Genomic DNA, 14,854 nt, shown 5'->3' on the forward strand with positions numbered 1-14,854 from the left:
GGGGGCGGGGGGCATAATGCCCCTAACGAAATTCCTGGCGGAATTTCACGCCCCCATGAATTCGCCTGGCGGCGAATTCGCTGTGGTTTATTCCGGGCCGCTGACGCGGCCCTTGGTTTCGCGTGTGAATTTGCCTGACGGCAAATTCTGGATTGTTTGTGGAGATGGTTACTTATTTTTGCCTGGCGGCAAAAAGTCTTTTGCTTGGCGTGTTAGGCCGCTGGCGCGGCCTTTCCTTGTTCAATTTTGCTGTGGTGCGGTACATGTGACGGGGTATCACCTTGGTGGTGGCGCCTGACGGCGCAGGGAGGGTGGTGGGGCGCCTGGCGGCGCTGTGTAATGAGGGTGTGTGCGCCTGGCGGCGCTGTCGGGGGTTGTGACGCGTTTCGAGGGCTTTCGCCGCGAGCTCTTGGGTGCCGGCTGTAGGTACGGAATGCGTGTAGGCGAATCGTCAGTGGCTGCACGTGGCCGTCTCCCTGTTCCCGGCATCGCGTCCGTCATCGCCCTCTCCCTGGCCTGCTCCCTCAGACGTTGACACTGTTGATCCGTAGGCGAACGGATGCGCGCGCCGAGGCATGTGGTTCGGCTGCTGTCGGCTGAGGTTGTGTACGTGATCCATAGTGGTAAGCCTCTTGCGCCTTGCTATTCAAGACGTTGAGCGCGTAACCTCCTTCGTTTCGAATCCTTGGGTGGTGCGCCGTGGGAGGGTAGGGCCGCTCTGGCGAGCTGCCTCGTGTGCACCGTAGGCAGGGGGGATGGGTGTCGTGGATCCCGGCGTTAAGGCTCTCAACGGCCGTCCCGGCTCGTTCTGTTCAGCGGCTGCACCCGGTCGTTGTCAGTGCAGGGGCGCACAATCGGCGCATGGTCCACGAACTGGCGTTGGCCGGCGAGTCGGGAGCTCTCGCCGCCGCTTTGCGTTCTCACTTGATCGAGACCCGTTTCGGCTTTGATGGCCTGACCGGTAAGGAGGCAACCCGGTCCATCACCTGTGCGGTGGCGCAGTGGGCAAGGGCGTCGGGGTGGAGGAGCAGGTGGGAGGCTCCGATGCGCTACATCGATCCGCCTCGTGAGCTACACGGGGGCTGCCGCATCGTCTGGTCACCGCCCTAGTCTGCCTTCCTGGATCTTCGCCTGTTGCGCAGCGAAGGCCCCGCTATCGCCGTGGAGATCGATCGGGAAGACGACAGCACCGCGGTGGACAAGCTTCGAGACGAAGCCCTTCGCGGCCGCCCCGCGCTGTGGGTCAGATGGCATGGGGCTGTGCGTGCCGAGCTTCCGGCTGGTGTTGCCCGCTTGCACCTGCCGTCACGCTCAAGCCGCCCCCCTGTCCGGTACACGCTGGCCCCGGTCACCGACACGGCGGCTATCAGTCTCGGCCGCCGTGTCACCGCTGAGGCCCGTGCAGATGCCCTGCATCGGGACCGGGAACGGAGGAGGGAAGAGGAACGCGTCGCTGCTCTCCCGCAGCCTGCGGGCCCCCATCTGGTGAAGCATGAGGGGGCGTTCGTCATGGTGGGGAGAGGGAGATGTGGCGTTGCTGACGTCTGTGTCGGAGGGCTGTCGTCGTGGCTTAGGGCCGGGTAAGACGGTGTCATCGCGACAGAGGGGTGGGCTCGGGCGTGGTGTTGCTCGGAGTGATCGTCTTAGCGGGCTTGGGGTTCTGGTTGATCCGCAAGCGCTACCGGTATCCGGGTGGGTGGGCGTTCGCCTTCAGCCCGCAGTACGAGGGAGACCGGGAGGCTGTGGACGGCCCCCGTAGGGAGGCCCGTGGATGGGTGCGCAGGGCTGCCCAGGAGGAGGCCGTGGCCCGCAAGACGCTGGCGGCAGCCGAGGCCGACCGGGACCGGCGGCTGCACGCTCTGGCGCAGCGACGGGAACGTCTGCGTAACCCCGGCAGCGCCGAACGTCTGGGCGAGCTCGGGTCGCTGACGTTGTTTCGGCATTGTCTCGAGGTCAAGTCGGGCTCTTTGACGCACTCCGTCGAGTTGGCGGGGATGGAGGTCCGCTTCGACTCCGGTCACAAGCACCACTACCTCTACTGCACCGATTCTAGCGGGCATCCGCATCAGGCGAAGTACCCCCATCTCCCTGCGCCGCCTGACGCACAGGAGCAGCGCTTCGACGAGGACATGGTGCAGGACTTCATGGTGAAAATCCAAGGCGCGGTCGCACAGGAGAACATATTTCGCGAGGGGCTTCCGCAGAAGCTGAAGACGGTGGAGGATTCTTGGAAAGAGACCCAGAATGACACCAGAGATATAGATGCTACCCGAAAGCGGCTCGAGGAAATACGCGAGCGCAACCGTGAAGACCCTCGCAGTGAGGTACTGGAGGAAAGGCTGATGGAGGCGTTCAGGAAATGGGAGGAGCTCACCGGACGCGCTCCCCCTCGGTGACCGGTCTATCCGCCCTCCTGGCAGCGGATTCCGATGGTCTTCGTCGCCCTCGGCGGTTCCAAGGTATAGCCGGTGCCTTCTGGTGATGTGCTGCCGGTACGGTCCGTGCACGGTGAGGTGTTCCATTGCGTGCGGAGGCGATGTCTAGGGGGCCGGTCGCTCCAACTCGCCCGTCTTCGCGTTGCGGATCTCTGCGTCGTGGAGCGAGTGGGCTTTCGGGTCCATCACGGCGTCCTCCAGGGTGTGGAATCGGCCGCGAAGGCGCACCGCGACTGCGTCGGGATCGTCGATCTCGGACCAGGTCTCGTCCCGGGTCAGGGGCACGTCGGTGTAGGACGGGACGATGCGCTGGTCAAGTACGTCGACCAGGCCTCGGCTCACGGTGGGGGTGATCCGGCCCAGCCAGTGCCGGCGCTCCACTCGGTAGGTGACAAGGAAGTTGGAGACGGGCCTCCAATGGGGGTGCCCTTGGGCGTCCTTGACGTAGATGTGCATCGGTTTCCTGCTGTTGACCTGGCCGCCGTCGCGGGGCAGCCGTCCGGCGTTCCATTCCTTGGCGAAGCGCTCCAGGAGCCGGATGCGTGTGTTGCCGCCGTCGTCGGACAGGTTGGCGAAGAAGCTGTTGCGGTCATCGGCGTAGATGGTGTCGCCGGCCAGTGCTGTGTGCGTGAAGGTGGGCAGGACAACGGGCGTGAGTGTGGTCCAGAGGACAGGTAGGTCCAGGATTTCCAGCCATCTTCCCGTGGCGCTGTCGTGTAGTGCGTAGAGCTCGATGCCGAGGTTTCGGGCGTAGGTTCGGGCAGGCTTGGTGAAGCCGCTGTTGCATACCAGGACGCCGCGGTCTGCCCGGGTATCGCGCATCACCGAAGCTAGTTTGTCTAGGTGGGTGATGTCGGCGCGTCGCTGCCAGTCACGGACTTCCACGATGGCCAGGTGCGGCTCTCCGGCCGGGTCCTTCCACCTGATGCTCACGTCGATCTGGCGGTGGGTTCCGCTGAGGTGGCCGAGGATGTGATCGTTGTGCTTGACCTGGGCTTCCTGGTTTTCGAGTTCACGGAAGATCCTCTCGGCCAGGAGTTCCAGCTCACGTCCTGGCCACTCGTGCGAGGTGCGCTTGTTGGGGCCGTGGCGTCCGCCCATGTTGGTCGTTTCTCCTTCAGGAGCTGGTCACGGCCGCCGGGTGACGCGCCCCTCGTTGGACGGGGCGATGCTCGGCGTTCAAGCCAGCTGGTCTCCTCGCCGTGGCCAACTGTCCCCTGGATGTCCCGGATTCGTGAACCAGGCTACGGGGTGGGCTTCTACAGGCCGCTGGTCATGTCTGCGCCACGTTCACAGAGAGTGGGAGCGGTGGCCCTGGCGATGCGGGGCCCGTGTGAGGGCGGCTCGGTTTTCAGCGAGTTCCACTCTTTCCTCGTGCCGGGACTTATTTCCCTAGAATTCCCTTACCCGATTTATCGGTATGGGATTTTTGGGAAAATTCTCGACTCTCTATTTGAGTGTGACCTCGTTGGCTTCTGGCGATGTGCAGGAGGCTGGGGACGCTTCGGCCTCGTGACCGATGGGAACGCTGCCTCGCGTTGGTGGGGCGCGGACTACGCCGGACAGTTGAGCCGACGAACTCATACGCGGCCCGTCACTGCGCGAGGTGTACCTCGCGCAGTGACGGGTGGTAGGTGCGACCCCGGCTGGGCAGCCCTTGGTGCAGGCATGGCTATGACGGTGTCACTGTTTGATGGGGCTGGCCTGCAGCAGGGGGAGCCACTGTGTGGGCAGGGCGTCTTCGGCTCTGAAGATCTCGGCGAGGTCGGCAGGAGACAGAGCGGGGATGTTGCGCGCACGGGCGGTGCGCCAGGCTCGGACGAGCCGGTCGAGGACTTCAAGTACTGCAGGCGGCCCGATGAGGTGCAGGTGTTCGGCGGCGATCATGCGCGCGGCGGGCAGTACCTTGGACTTGGGCGACACAAGCAGGGTGATCGATCCGCTGGGTGCGGTCGCCGAGCGTTCGGCTTCGGTGTAGCTGAGGTGTCCTTGAGCCTGACGGACATTGTCGGGTCCGACCTCGCCCTTGGGGGTGGCTTCGCTCTTGGCTTCCCAGATGATCCAACGGGCGTCCTCGAAGATCCAGACGGCGTCGGGGCAGGCCGGGTTGGCGCTGTCCTCCTCGGCATAGGCTGCCGAGGCACCGGCGAGGGTGCCGAGCTCTACCAGTGCGGCTTCGTAGGCGGTGAATTCGGTGCCGGCGAGGCCGGTGCGCACGTGGGTGACGGTGGTCTCGAAGCGGTCGGTGCGGTGGAGGCCGATGGCGGCGATGATTGCGCGCATGGCGGTCTCGTCGAGGAAGTCGAGTTCATCCGGTACAGGTGCGTGGGCCTTGTCTCTGGGTGATTCGAGGTGGGCGATGAAGTTGCTGGTCTGTCCCTTGCGTTGGAGGTCGCGGTAGTAGCGGGCAGCCACGTCACGATATGAAGGATCTTGGTTCTGCCGGGCGAGGCGTTCGGCGATGCTGTAGCCGAAGTAGTTCCACAGGGCCGCGTACCGCTGGGGGGGGGCGAGGGCCGTTCAGGTGGTCCAGTACGCGCTGGACGGCGGTCAGGGCCCAGTCCCACTGGCGGTTCCACAGTGCTTCCCAGGCGGCCACTTCGTGCTGGGCTGCGTTGCTGAGCTCCGCGGCGCTGGGGGCAACGGTCCGAACGTAGCTGTCGCGGTCTGCGACGATGTCGGCGTCGACCTCGGCCCATGCCTCGCCGCGTTCCCGGAAGGTCGCCAGATTGTCGAGCATCTCGCGGGAGAGGGTGCGCAGGCTGTTGAGTCGGCCGAATTCCACTTCGGCCCGGACCTCGGGGTGCAAGGAGGCCTGGACGTCGAGTCCGGAGAGGTAGGAGTTCAAGGACCGGCCAAGGACGACGACGGCCGCCCAGTCCTTGTTGTTGCGGGTGGCGCGGCCTGCCCCCTGCATGATGCGGGCGCGGATGCGCTCCTGCAGGACCTCCGTGGCCCCGAGAGATTCGTGCAGGAACCGTTCCTGCAGATCCCCCTTGGCGGGCAGGCCGCCCAGAATCACCAGGCGGCAGTCGTCATCGGGGAGGTCGATGCCGTCGTAGCGGTTGGTGAGCAGCAGGATCGCCTTGTTCTCAGCGGTGAAGGCAGTGAGGTCGTCCTCGACGTCGGTGGCCTTCAGCACCTGGTGGCCGGCGGGAAGGTAATTCGAGGTGAAGGAGTTGGCGGTGCGGCCGTCAGGGGTCAGCACGACGGCTCGGCCGGCGCTGGTGATGACGCCGGAGACGAAGTCGGGCACGTCGGCGGGATTCGCCGAGAGGTCGGTGGTGAGTTCGGGGAAGAGGAAGAAGCGGCGCCCCGTGCCTTCCTTCTCCCAGCCTTCGGGAACGGGGATGCGGGCGATCTGCCTGCGTCCGAAGGAGCGTTCCAGTTCCCCGCCGTCGCCAAGGGTGGCGCTCATGTAGATGCGCCGGGCAGGGTCGCTGAAGGGCCGGTGCTGCATAGTGGGCGGGATCAGCGGCCGGATGAGGATCTGTCCGTAGGAGACGTACGCCAGACAGCAGTCGAGGCGCCCCTGGAGGAGCTTCCAGGCATAGGAGGCACTCGTGCTGAGCTTGCCCGCTCTGAGGACGCTCTCCAGCGCCTCCCCTTGTTCCGCAATGCCGACGGGCGAGACGAGGTACACGGACGACGCCTGCGAGGTGTTCGCCTCTGGCGCCCGCAGGCGTCGGTAGACCAGGGGGTCCAGCGCCGGCTCGAGCGTGGAGAGGACATCCAAGTAGGCGCTCTCCTCACTCTTTCGGGAGATGGCCAGGCTCCACGGATTGGCCACGTATCCCTCGGCCGCGTGTGCATCGTCGAGGACCAGTAAGTCCGCGTTGTCCAGCGCAGGGTTGGAATTGAACACGTGGCTGTAGACGCTGACTGCGAGGGCCTCGCCCGCCTCGTACTGCGCTTGGTCGGCCTGGTTCCAGGTCTTCACGGGGTTGACGAGGAGAACGTTGGGGATGCCGTACTCGTCGAACTTTGCCGCGGTCTGGCGCGCCAGCTGCCGGGTGGGACACAGGTAGGCAACACGCTCACGGTGCGTCCTTCGCCGATATTCACCGATCAGGCCACCGACGAGCGTCTTCCCGGCGCCGGTCGGCAATTCGATCGCCACATCGGCGTTGTCCTGCATCTGTTTTTTGTGCCAGGAACGGAGAATGTCCTGCTGGTGCCCCCACACGGCAGCCGGACCTCGGTTGGTGGCCGCAAGCATCCGGTACAGCTCTACCGGATCCTTCGGCACGGCGGCATCGGCCGTCTTGCGCTTGAACGCCACAATGGCCCCCATTCCCCCTGCTGAAGCATGAACTGTCTCAGCCTAGCGAGGAGAGACCGCACCGCCAGCCGTCAATCGGAAGCCACTCGGGGGCACGCCTTCCGGGGCGGCGGCACGATCCCGTCGCCCCGGCCGCCGTACAGAATGACCGGGCCCAATACAGATTCTGAAACACCATCACAGCACCCGGCTTCCGGCAGCGGCGCGCAGCGGACGGTGCAGGGCGTCGGCCAGCCGACTCACACACCCTCCGTGGGCACCACACCACCCTGGAAGAGTCTTTCCCTCCCTCTGGGCCCCATACCTCTCCCTCACTCCCGCTACTGCCCGTCAGCTGCAGCAGCCCGTGTAGCCCGGCACCAGCACGAGGATGATCGACACCGTGCAAGACAACCCCGAATCCATCGCATCACTGCTGCGTACGAATACCGGAACCGCCTGCCGTCCAGCCTCGAAGAGCTGACCGGCCCCGAGCATGGCGTGGTGGAGCTGCCCCTGCACGTCGCGTGGTCAGGGCTGCGCGCCTTCGACCTGGACCAGCCACGCCTGCGCCTGAGCCTGTACAGAACCGTGCTCGCCGAGGGCATGCGTGACGATCTGTGCTGCTTCCTCAACCGGGACATCCTGCTCGAGCTGTGGCCGCTGCTGCGCACGTTCGTCAGCAGAGCCATCAAAGAGGTCTGGGAAGAAGCGTTCCCCGAGCTACGGCCGTGATCAGCTTCACGCCTTTCCTGAATAGGCCACCTGGGGCCTACCTCCTCACACGTCATTGCGCGCTGGCCCGGACGGCCCTCCTCGAGGCCGCCGGGGCCTGACGCCGGTGGTGCGAAGCGGGCGCTGATGGTCGACGGTTCCTCGGCAGGCCCGCGGGTGGTCAGTCGAGCCAGTCGGTGGGGATCAGGGCTTGGCGGCGTCCATCAAGGGGCCTCCAGTTCTCCACGATGGAGTCCTGGAACCAGGGGTGATCGGTCAGGTTGGCGTGATCGCAGACGATGATCTGCAGTGCGCCTTCGTTGAGGTCTGCCACGTCGCGGAGCAGCTCGAAGTAGGCGGTGACGGTGTCCCAGTCGGCGTCCCGGACTGTGGTGGCGTCCTTGATCTTTGCGGGGAAAAAGGCCTGGGTGGGCTGGTCCAGCATGAGGAAGGCGGGTACGGGGCGGCGGTGGCGCCGGAGGTAGGTGTGCAGGGCGAGGTGAGCGACCATGTGGTAGCCGATCCAGTTCTTGGCGCTGCCGATGCGGTTGAGGGGCAGGCGCCCCCCTTGGGGGCGGCGGACGACCACGTTGAGCTGGCTGAGGCTGATGGTGACTTCGTCTGCCGCTGCTGCCTGTCCAAGGCCGAGGCGCTTGGCCCAGACGGTCATGTCGGCGGCTACGTCGGTGAGGCGCCGTTCAGTCTCGGCAGCGACGTCGTCCTCGTCGATCAGGGCCTGTAGGGCGGCGACGTTCTCCTGGGCCACGGCGAGGTGGTTCTGCAGGGTGGCAATGTCGCCGGACAGCGATCCGCTGCCCGTGGTGAGGGCCTGGTCGATGCGGCCCTGGATCCGGGCGATGCGCACCTGCTGATCCTGGAGGCTGCGCATGCGTTCGTCGCTGGCGTTCAGTTCACGCAGCTGGACGCCGTTGACCCGCAGCCGTTCGATGATGGCTGCGCGTTCGCTCTGCAGGGACCTGCGGTGCTCGTCGCGGATTGGCTGGACGGTCTGGGCCTGGTCGAGTTCGTCGGCGAGCTGCTCGGTCAGGGCGAGGATCTCGGTGGCCGGTGCGTCGGGGTGCTCCAGGGGCTGGGTACACAGGGGGCACACGGTGTGGTCGTGGTCGCGTTCGGGGCCCAGGAGTTTGATGGACCTCAATCGCCCCAGCTGCAGGTGCAGTTCGCCGGTGAATTCCTCACCCTGCTTCTGCCAGCGGTCCACCAGGGCGAGTGCCTGGTCGGCTTCTTGGAGCTGCTCGCGCAGTACGCGTCGTTCTTCGCCGAGCTGGTGGCGCCGGTCGGTCAGGTCGGGCGGTCCGACGACGGAGACGGTGGCGGTGAGGGCGCGCTCCAGCAGTCTGCGGATCTCCTCGGGCGCGGGGGTCTGCGGTACCTCGCTGAGCAGTCCCTCGCTCTGGGCCAGGCGCAGCAGGGCCACTCCGTCGGCGTCGACCGCCTCGCGGCGGCGGAGAGCGTCGTCGAGTTTGCGCTGGGCGGCTCGCTGGGCGCGCTGGGCATCGTTGAAGTGGTGGCGGTTGAGTGCCTGCTGGGGTCCGGCCGCGCCGAGGAAGTAGGGCAGGGTGTCCTTGATGGCCTGCGTCATACCGTTCTCGGTCTGGCGGTGGAAGAGGGCCTTCTTGTCGGCGATCTCGTTCTGGTTCTGCAGGCACAGCAGGGTCGCCTGGGCGATGGAGACGTTGAAGGCGGCCCGTGCGGCGCCGGGCGGAGGCTGGAAGCGGAAGTCTTCGATGCCCAGGCGGGCGCTGACCTCGGCACGCAGTGCGGCGACGCTCGAGGTCGCGATCAGTTCGTCGGCGCGCGGCAGCTCGAGGGTGTCGTCGCCGGTGCGGAACATGGCCTGGGTCGTAGAGGCGCCGGCGGGCCGGGGGCGGGCCAGGACCATGCGGCTGTCACGGAAGGCGACCAGCAGCGCGTACCAGCCCACGGTCTGGTCGATGGGCTCGTCGGGCAGGGTGTGGGTGGTGCGTCCCAGGCAGTAGTCGACGATGTCGAGGATCTCGGACTTTCCGGTTTCGGACTCGCCGGTGAGGATGTTGAGCGCCCCGGGGCGAAACTTCACGACCCGTGGGGTGGGCCTGCCGTCTCGGTGGTAGAGGGCCAGGGCGAGTAGCTGCATGGTGGTTCGCGATCTCCTTTGTGGAGAGGGGTGTCAGGGGCGGACGCCGAGGAGGTTGTAGGCCTGGGAGGGTTCGACGACGGCGAGCCAGCGGCCGACGAGGCCGGCCCGGCGGGCGCAGTCGACTACCTCTTCGCTGGTTGCGGCCGAGGCGGGTTTGGGGGCGCGGGGGCAGCGCAGGGCGCTTCCGGTGATGGTCAGGGCGTGGTAGCGCAGAGCGGTGCGCAGGCTGGCGCGGGTGTAGTCGGTCAGGGCGTCGGCCCGTTCGGCGAAGGCGGCCCGGTGGTGGGGGTGTTCGGTGAGCCAGGCGGACATGGAGTGCACGGCCTGGGTCGGCAGGTCGTTGCGGGTGTCGGCCGGCAGCACGAATGGCAGCACGAGGAAGGCGCTGTCCCAGGACAGGGGTTCCTCGGATCTCTTCGTGGCGGCGTGGACGCTGGTGGCCAGGAGGTAGGCGCCGAAGGCGGGGTTGAGCAGGGCCTGGGCTTCGGGGACGCGGCGGTGAGTCATCGTCATGCATCCCGTGGTTCGTCGTGGTGGTTCTGGCACAGGTCCGGATAGTCGGGGTGCCAGCCGACGGCGTCCTCGTCGTCGGCGTCTCGGGGTCGGCCGGCGAGGCTGTGCATGGTGCCGCGGCCGATCCACCCCTCGGTGGTGCTGCCGGGGCGGGCGGGCAGGTCGGCGACCTTGTCCATGGTGTCGTTGAGGACGCGTTTGCCCGCGGCCCGGCGCTCCGCAGCGGGGGTGTCGTCCTCGATCTCGTCGGTGTGCCGGGCGAAGACGTGGTCCCACTCGTCCCACAGGTGCCGGTCGTAGTCCTCCAGACCCTCTTCGGTGATCTTGAAGGTGCGCAGCCACTGCGAGCGCTGGGCGCGGGCGTGGTGGTAGTCCCGCAAGTAGGGTGCGATGGCGCGGTCCTTGAGGCCGACCCAGCGCATCTGCGCGACCACCAGGTCGTCCTGGTAGGCGGCGATCTCGGCGGCCGTGAGACGGCGCGCGGTCTCGGTGATGGGCAGGTTCTTGCCCGCGTACCGGTCGGTGATCTCCTCGAGGCGGCACTGCAGTTCCTGGGCGGTCACCGAGGCCCGCTCGCGGGTCTTGTCCAGCGACTCCACGGCCACGCCGTACCACCACCCCTTGATGTCGTCGAGGATGGCGCGGGTGTGCTCGCCGGGCCTGATCCCCAGTGTCCGTGCCAGCGTAGGGTCGAGGTCTGACATCAGCGGAGAGCCGTCGTTGATCTCGATCGCGGCCGCCAGGCGGTAGCGCTGCGCGGGCGTGAGGGCGGTGAACTTCCCCCGGTCGTCAGCGGTGTTGGCGGGTTCCTCGGCTTCGGCGATCTCCTGTATGCGGGCCAGGGCGTCGGGCACGGACCGCCCGGGGCCGGGGCGCAGCTGGTGCAGGAAGGTCCCCTCGGCCGCGACCTGCGTGGTGACCAGGCGCAGCAGCGGCATCGTGCCCGTCGACAAGCAGTCCAGCGCCCGCAGGGCGTCGATCCACGAGGCGACAGACCGCCAGACGTCCTTGCCCGTCTCGCTGAGGCGTCCGGCCTTCTCGCGGTGTTTGGACTGCAGGAGCTCGTGCGGGTCTGCGGTGGCTGCGTAGAGGAACTCGACGTCGTCGAGGACCTCCATGCGCACCTCGATGGTGGGCTCGTCCCAACTGTGTCGGGCCAGTTCCACGAGGGCCAGTTCGCACTGGTAGAGGTATCCGGTCATCTGGCCTGCCGCCGAATGCGACCCTGCTTGTGCCACGTTCCCCACTTGCGTCGAGCCTGCCTGCCGGCGGCCTCCCCCCTGGTGCACTACGGCCGCGTCGGGAAACAGTGCGAGGTGCCGCGGACAAACCCGCACATCAACTCGCTACTCCCCTGTTGCCGTAACGTAGCACCGCCTGCCGGGCACCACCCTGCGTTCAGGCGATCACCACCGGATCCATGCGAGCCGGGCAGGGCGGGTCCACCCTCGAGTCTGCCGCGGTATCCGCTGGCCCGAGCCTGGAGTTGATCAGCGTTTCGGCTGAGCCCGGGGGCGGTGTGGAGCGAAGAAGCTGCTCGCCGCCGTCATCTCACACGTAGCGAGGGCTTGTTGACGCAAGGGGCCGCGATGCCGGGTTGCCCCGCCGCACCACTTCTGGAATGCACTCCTGGTGAACCTCACGCCCTCGGTGATCACAACGGGCGCCGAGGGACGGGGCTTCCGGCACAGCCGGAAGCCCCGATCACGTTGATCGAAGCGCACCCCAATGCACTGCGGCCCAGGTCCCTTGATCACTCTCCGAGACGGGATCCTGCTCGCCAGGGTCGGCCACGCAGTGTCCGGGATACAAACCGAAACCCGGACAGGGCAGCAACATCGCCTCGTTCATGCGGGATTGACCACCCTCCTCTCCCTTCTGAGCTGCATTGATGACGCATCATCCATGGTCGGGACAGATGTGAAACAAAAGAGGGATCGTTGAATTCCGGTTGGTTCCGGGCCTGTTGAGTACGGCAAGATTCCTGGAGTGCGGCACCGGGCAGGCCCCAAACCTTCCGGTGCGGACCGCACCAACTCCGAGGCACCCATTTTCGGGGGCATGGCGACATGCCGCCAGAGATGGACGATCCATGTATGCAGAGCTGGCTTGCGTATGGCCTGGAAGGCCCCGGCGTCTCCCGCAGGGGCGGACGACCATCACCGTGATCGTGGTGGTGTCCTTGATCGCGGTGCCCGCCGCATTCTCGGCATGGCGGGACATCCTGGCCGCGCTCATCGTCGAGATGACGGCAGCTTGGCTCCTCACCGTGCTGCCCCTGCCTCGGCGCCCGCGCCGGCGCGCCTCTGCGTGATCCGATGGGACGTCACGAGCGCGAGCTGACTGCCCGGGCCGTGGAGATGGCAGAGGTCGCGCGGCAGCTTCGCCTGATGCGCGACCTCTCCGGCCTCACCTACGCCCGGCTGTCCCTGACGACAGGGCTGAGTGTCACTCAGCTGCATCGTGCCGCCAACGGCTGGCGGACCCCCTGGCCGGTCGTCGAGAAGTTCGCCCTCGGGTGCGGCGCCGACCCGCTCACCGTTCAGCAGCAGTGGCAAGACGCCATGGCAACGCCCGAGGCCGCCTCTTTCGGCATCGACCGTGTCCGGGGCATTGCCACCATGGAGGAACTGCGCGAGGCGATGCAGGAGCTGTTCAGCGCCAGCGGCCTGAGCCTGCGCCAGTTGTCGCAGCGCGCTCCGGTGGGGATGCTGCCGCGCACCACGCTGAACGATGCCCTGCGCGGCTGTGCCCGCCTGCGCAGGGACCTCGTCGAGGCGTTCATCAAAGCGCTGCAGTTGGGCACCGAACAGGAAACCGCCTGGGTGAATGCCTGGCAGCGGGCCAGCCGGGGCAAGACGCTACGACGGCGGACTCTCCAGCTCACGCCCTCACCCCGGTTGCTGCAGATGTTGGCGGACATCGACATGCCGCAGTGGAACTGCCTGGCCACGTTCGTGGACCGCGCCCTCGACGAGCAGGTTCAGGCTCATGGCCCCGAGAGCGGCCCGCTCGCCCCATCGGAGATATCGATCTCGTTCCGCCAAGGTGCCGATACCGGCAACGAGTCGATCGTGGTCCGGGATCAGGGCGCAGGCATGAACCAGTCCGAACTCATCGAGTCGGTGCGCCTGAACTGGACCCGCGGCGGCCAGACCCTGACCGGGCTCCCCTTCAACATCGCCATGCACCGCCTGGGCTCCGTCGTCACCGTGCGCACTGCTCGGCGACAGGACACGGCGTGGAGTGTCCTGACCTTGAATCTGAGATCCCTGCTCGGCACCGGAGAATGGACGGCTCCCCTGCACCTGGAGTCCAAGCAGCACAAGGACGAACACGGCACCGAGATAACAATCAGTGATCTACGCCCGCCGACCTGGCGCCCACGGGAATGGCCTCGTCTGCACCGCCGACTCGGTGACGTCTACGGTTATCTCATCCGTGAGGGACGGCTGCGTCTGACGCTGGACGGGTGCCCCGTGGCTCCCCGGCTGTCCTGCGCCTGGGACCCGGCGCGCAGCGTCCACCTCCGCGAAGGGCCAGTAGCGGCCCGGCAGGAGATCGACGTCACGCTGGCGACAGTGCAGCGGTGCCAGGACTGCGAAGAAGCACTCGCGTTCGACGCGGACGCGTGCGGCGAATGCGGGGGGGCGTCGTCTGGTTCCGCTCCCCCACCGTGTATGGGGCTGGCTGGGTGTCCAGCGTTATCTGCACCCCACCGACTACGGCATCGACTTCTTCCGAAACGGCCGCAAGATACTGGCCCGGGACAAGAGCCTGTTCACTTGGGCCAACGACGACGGCGAGGAGATGCAGGAGTATCCCGTGGAGTTGTCGAACCGTGGTGGGCGCATCATCGGGGAGATTCACTGCGATCATGTGCCGGCGACGTGGTCCAAGGAGTCCTTCGCCACCGACAGCCCGCCCTGGCGCAGCGTGGTACGAGTCATCCGCGGCCGAGGCCCTCTGAGCCCCCGCCACAGCCAACGCCACGGCTACCCGGTCAACACCAGTCCACTCGCTGTTCTTTTCCAGGCCTTCCGCAGAAACGATCCCGGACTGCGATACCTCGTGCCGGGAGACGGCAAGCGCGCCCTTCACGACAAGGCCAGGCAGTGGGGGGCCGCATTCCACCGCGGCGAGAGCGAGTTCCAGAGTGATCAGATCTGGTACGGCGCTGCAGCCGCACACGAAGCGCAACGCCTCCTGCGCCCTGCTCCCGACCTCCCAGCCGGTGTCGACCGCCCCCCGCTCGAGCTGCTGCAGCACAAACATCGCGCCGGAAACAGCGCCGCCAGGCACGACCCCGGCCCCCGCGCGCCGCAAGCCGTCTTGCGCTGCGAGTACCTCTACGACCGAGAAGCTCGCACCAACAAACACGGTCGCACCGACTACCGGGCCACCCACCAGAGGATGCGCGTGAGCAACATCGGAGCCGGCCCGGCTGACCGCCTGCGCATCATCGTGGAACCGGTCGGCGACGGAGAGGTCCCCGTCATCCTCAACGCGCGCGGCGACGGAGCTGCACTCGAAGTCGAACGGCTCCTGGGCCGCACCCACGTCGACTTCCCGATCGCCCGGACATGGGGCACAGCGGCCCAGGCACGACTCACCCTGCACTGGGAGGAAGACGGCGGCGGGTTCCACGAGATCCAGTCCATCACCTGGAGCTGACACCTCCTCCGACCGCTCAAATACCGAGCGACGGTACGAGGCAGGCCGACCCACGTTCTGTCGTCAGATTCCTTGCCGTCAGTCACGGAGCGCAGACGTCAGTCCCTAGGCGCTGGA

General features: G+C 66.8%; 12 protein-coding genes. 6 read left to right on the top strand and 6 right to left on the bottom strand.

Annotation, left to right across the window (positions count from 1 at the left end; translation table 11 throughout):
- Together ABZT14_RS14270 and ABZT14_RS14275 are read left to right on the top strand one after the other, a co-directional pair.
- Nucleotides 1-298: hypothetical protein (locus ABZT14_RS14270; protein WP_356301299.1), on the top strand; the 298-nt coding region annotated here is incomplete at its 5' end.
- Between the two features lie 1,504 nt (nucleotides 299-1,802).
- A complete protein-coding gene (locus ABZT14_RS14275; protein ID WP_356301302.1) occupies nucleotides 1,803-2,396 on the top strand; it encodes a hypothetical protein in 594 nt (197 codons plus the stop codon).
- Between the two features lie 144 nt (nucleotides 2,397-2,540).
- On the opposite strand, the gene ABZT14_RS14280 is transcribed toward ABZT14_RS14275, so the two are convergent.
- From ABZT14_RS14280 to ABZT14_RS14290, 3 genes are all read right to left on the bottom strand, one after another.
- Entirely contained in the window at nucleotides 2,541-3,536 is a 996-nt protein-coding gene (locus tag ABZT14_RS14280; RefSeq protein ID WP_356301305.1) for a restriction endonuclease, read from the bottom strand.
- Between the two features lie 582 nt (nucleotides 3,537-4,118).
- Nucleotides 4,119-4,850: a hypothetical protein gene (locus tag ABZT14_RS14285; protein ID WP_356301308.1), complete on the bottom strand. Its 732-nt coding sequence runs from the start codon at nucleotides 4,848-4,850 to the stop codon at nucleotides 4,119-4,121.
- Nucleotide 4,851: 1 nt separating this feature from the next.
- On the bottom strand, nucleotides 4,852-6,717 hold the full coding sequence (locus ABZT14_RS14290) for a DEAD/DEAH box helicase family protein (protein WP_356301309.1): 1,866 nt from the start codon (nucleotides 6,715-6,717) through the stop codon (nucleotides 4,852-4,854).
- A 399-nt stretch (nucleotides 6,718-7,116) separates the two neighbouring features.
- Here ABZT14_RS14290 and ABZT14_RS14295 point away from each other — a divergent pair, with 399 nt between their 5' ends.
- Nucleotides 7,117-7,431: a transcriptional regulator gene (locus ABZT14_RS14295; RefSeq protein ID WP_356302223.1), complete on the top strand. Its 315-nt coding sequence runs from the start codon at nucleotides 7,117-7,119 to the stop codon at nucleotides 7,429-7,431.
- Nucleotides 7,432-7,591: 160 nt separating this feature from the next.
- Here the strand turns inward: ABZT14_RS14295 and ABZT14_RS14300 are convergent, their stop codons facing one another.
- Genes ABZT14_RS14300 through ABZT14_RS14310 form a run of 3 tightly spaced genes read right to left on the bottom strand, consistent with a single transcriptional unit; the run spans nucleotide 7,592 to nucleotide 11,265 of the window.
- Nucleotides 7,592-9,547 carry a DUF3732 domain-containing protein gene (locus ABZT14_RS14300; protein WP_356301312.1) on the bottom strand — a complete coding sequence of 652 codons (1,956 nt, stop codon included), beginning with the start codon at nucleotides 9,545-9,547 and terminating at the stop codon, nucleotides 7,592-7,594.
- A gap of 33 nt (nucleotides 9,548-9,580) precedes the next feature.
- Complete coding sequence (locus ABZT14_RS14305) at nucleotides 9,581-10,063, bottom strand: three component ABC system middle component (RefSeq protein ID WP_356301315.1); 483 nt, start codon at nucleotides 10,061-10,063, stop codon at nucleotides 9,581-9,583.
- Nucleotides 10,060-11,265 (bottom strand): ABC-three component system protein, encoded by a 1,206-nt coding sequence (locus ABZT14_RS14310; RefSeq protein WP_356301318.1) that lies wholly within the window; start codon nucleotides 11,263-11,265, stop codon nucleotides 10,060-10,062. Before ABZT14_RS14310 ends, ABZT14_RS14305 begins: the two co-directional genes overlap by 4 nt.
- A gap of 962 nt (nucleotides 11,266-12,227) precedes the next feature.
- Between ABZT14_RS14310 and ABZT14_RS14315 the strand changes: the two genes are divergently transcribed.
- The 3 genes from ABZT14_RS14315 (at nucleotide 12,228) to ABZT14_RS14325 (ending at nucleotide 14,737) form a co-directional block, all read left to right on the top strand.
- Entirely contained in the window at nucleotides 12,228-12,377 is a 150-nt protein-coding gene (locus ABZT14_RS14315; RefSeq protein ID WP_356301321.1) for a hypothetical protein, read from the top strand.
- Nucleotides 12,378-12,381: 4 nt separating this feature from the next.
- Nucleotides 12,382-14,223, top strand: coding sequence for a hypothetical protein (locus tag ABZT14_RS14320; protein ID WP_356301324.1), 1,842 nt, complete (start codon nucleotides 12,382-12,384; stop codon nucleotides 14,221-14,223).
- Nucleotides 14,224-14,482: 259 nt separating this feature from the next.
- Nucleotides 14,483-14,737: a hypothetical protein gene (locus ABZT14_RS14325; RefSeq protein ID WP_356301327.1), complete on the top strand. Its 255-nt coding sequence runs from the start codon at nucleotides 14,483-14,485 to the stop codon at nucleotides 14,735-14,737.
- Nucleotides 14,738-14,854 lie beyond the last annotated feature (117 nt).

The organism is Streptomyces sp. NPDC005438, assembly GCF_040606315.1.
In the GTDB taxonomy this organism is placed as follows: domain Bacteria; phylum Actinomycetota; class Actinomycetes; order Streptomycetales; family Streptomycetaceae; genus Streptomyces.

Coding starts and splice junctions, on each gene's coding strand:
- ABZT14_RS14310 (WP_356301318.1), bottom strand. CDS start 11,265: ATGACCGGATACCTCTACCAGTGCGAACTGGCCCTCGTGGAACTGGCC.
- ABZT14_RS14305 (WP_356301315.1), bottom strand. CDS start 10,063: ATGACGATGACTCACCGCCGCGTCCCCGAAGCCCAGGCCCTGCTCAAC.
- ABZT14_RS14300 (WP_356301312.1), bottom strand. CDS start 9,547: ATGCAGCTACTCGCCCTGGCCCTCTACCACCGAGACGGCAGGCCCACC.
- ABZT14_RS14320 (WP_356301324.1), top strand. CDS start 12,382: ATGGGACGTCACGAGCGCGAGCTGACTGCCCGGGCCGTGGAGATGGCA.
- ABZT14_RS14280 (WP_356301305.1), bottom strand. CDS start 3,536: ATGGGCGGACGCCACGGCCCCAACAAGCGCACCTCGCACGAGTGGCCA.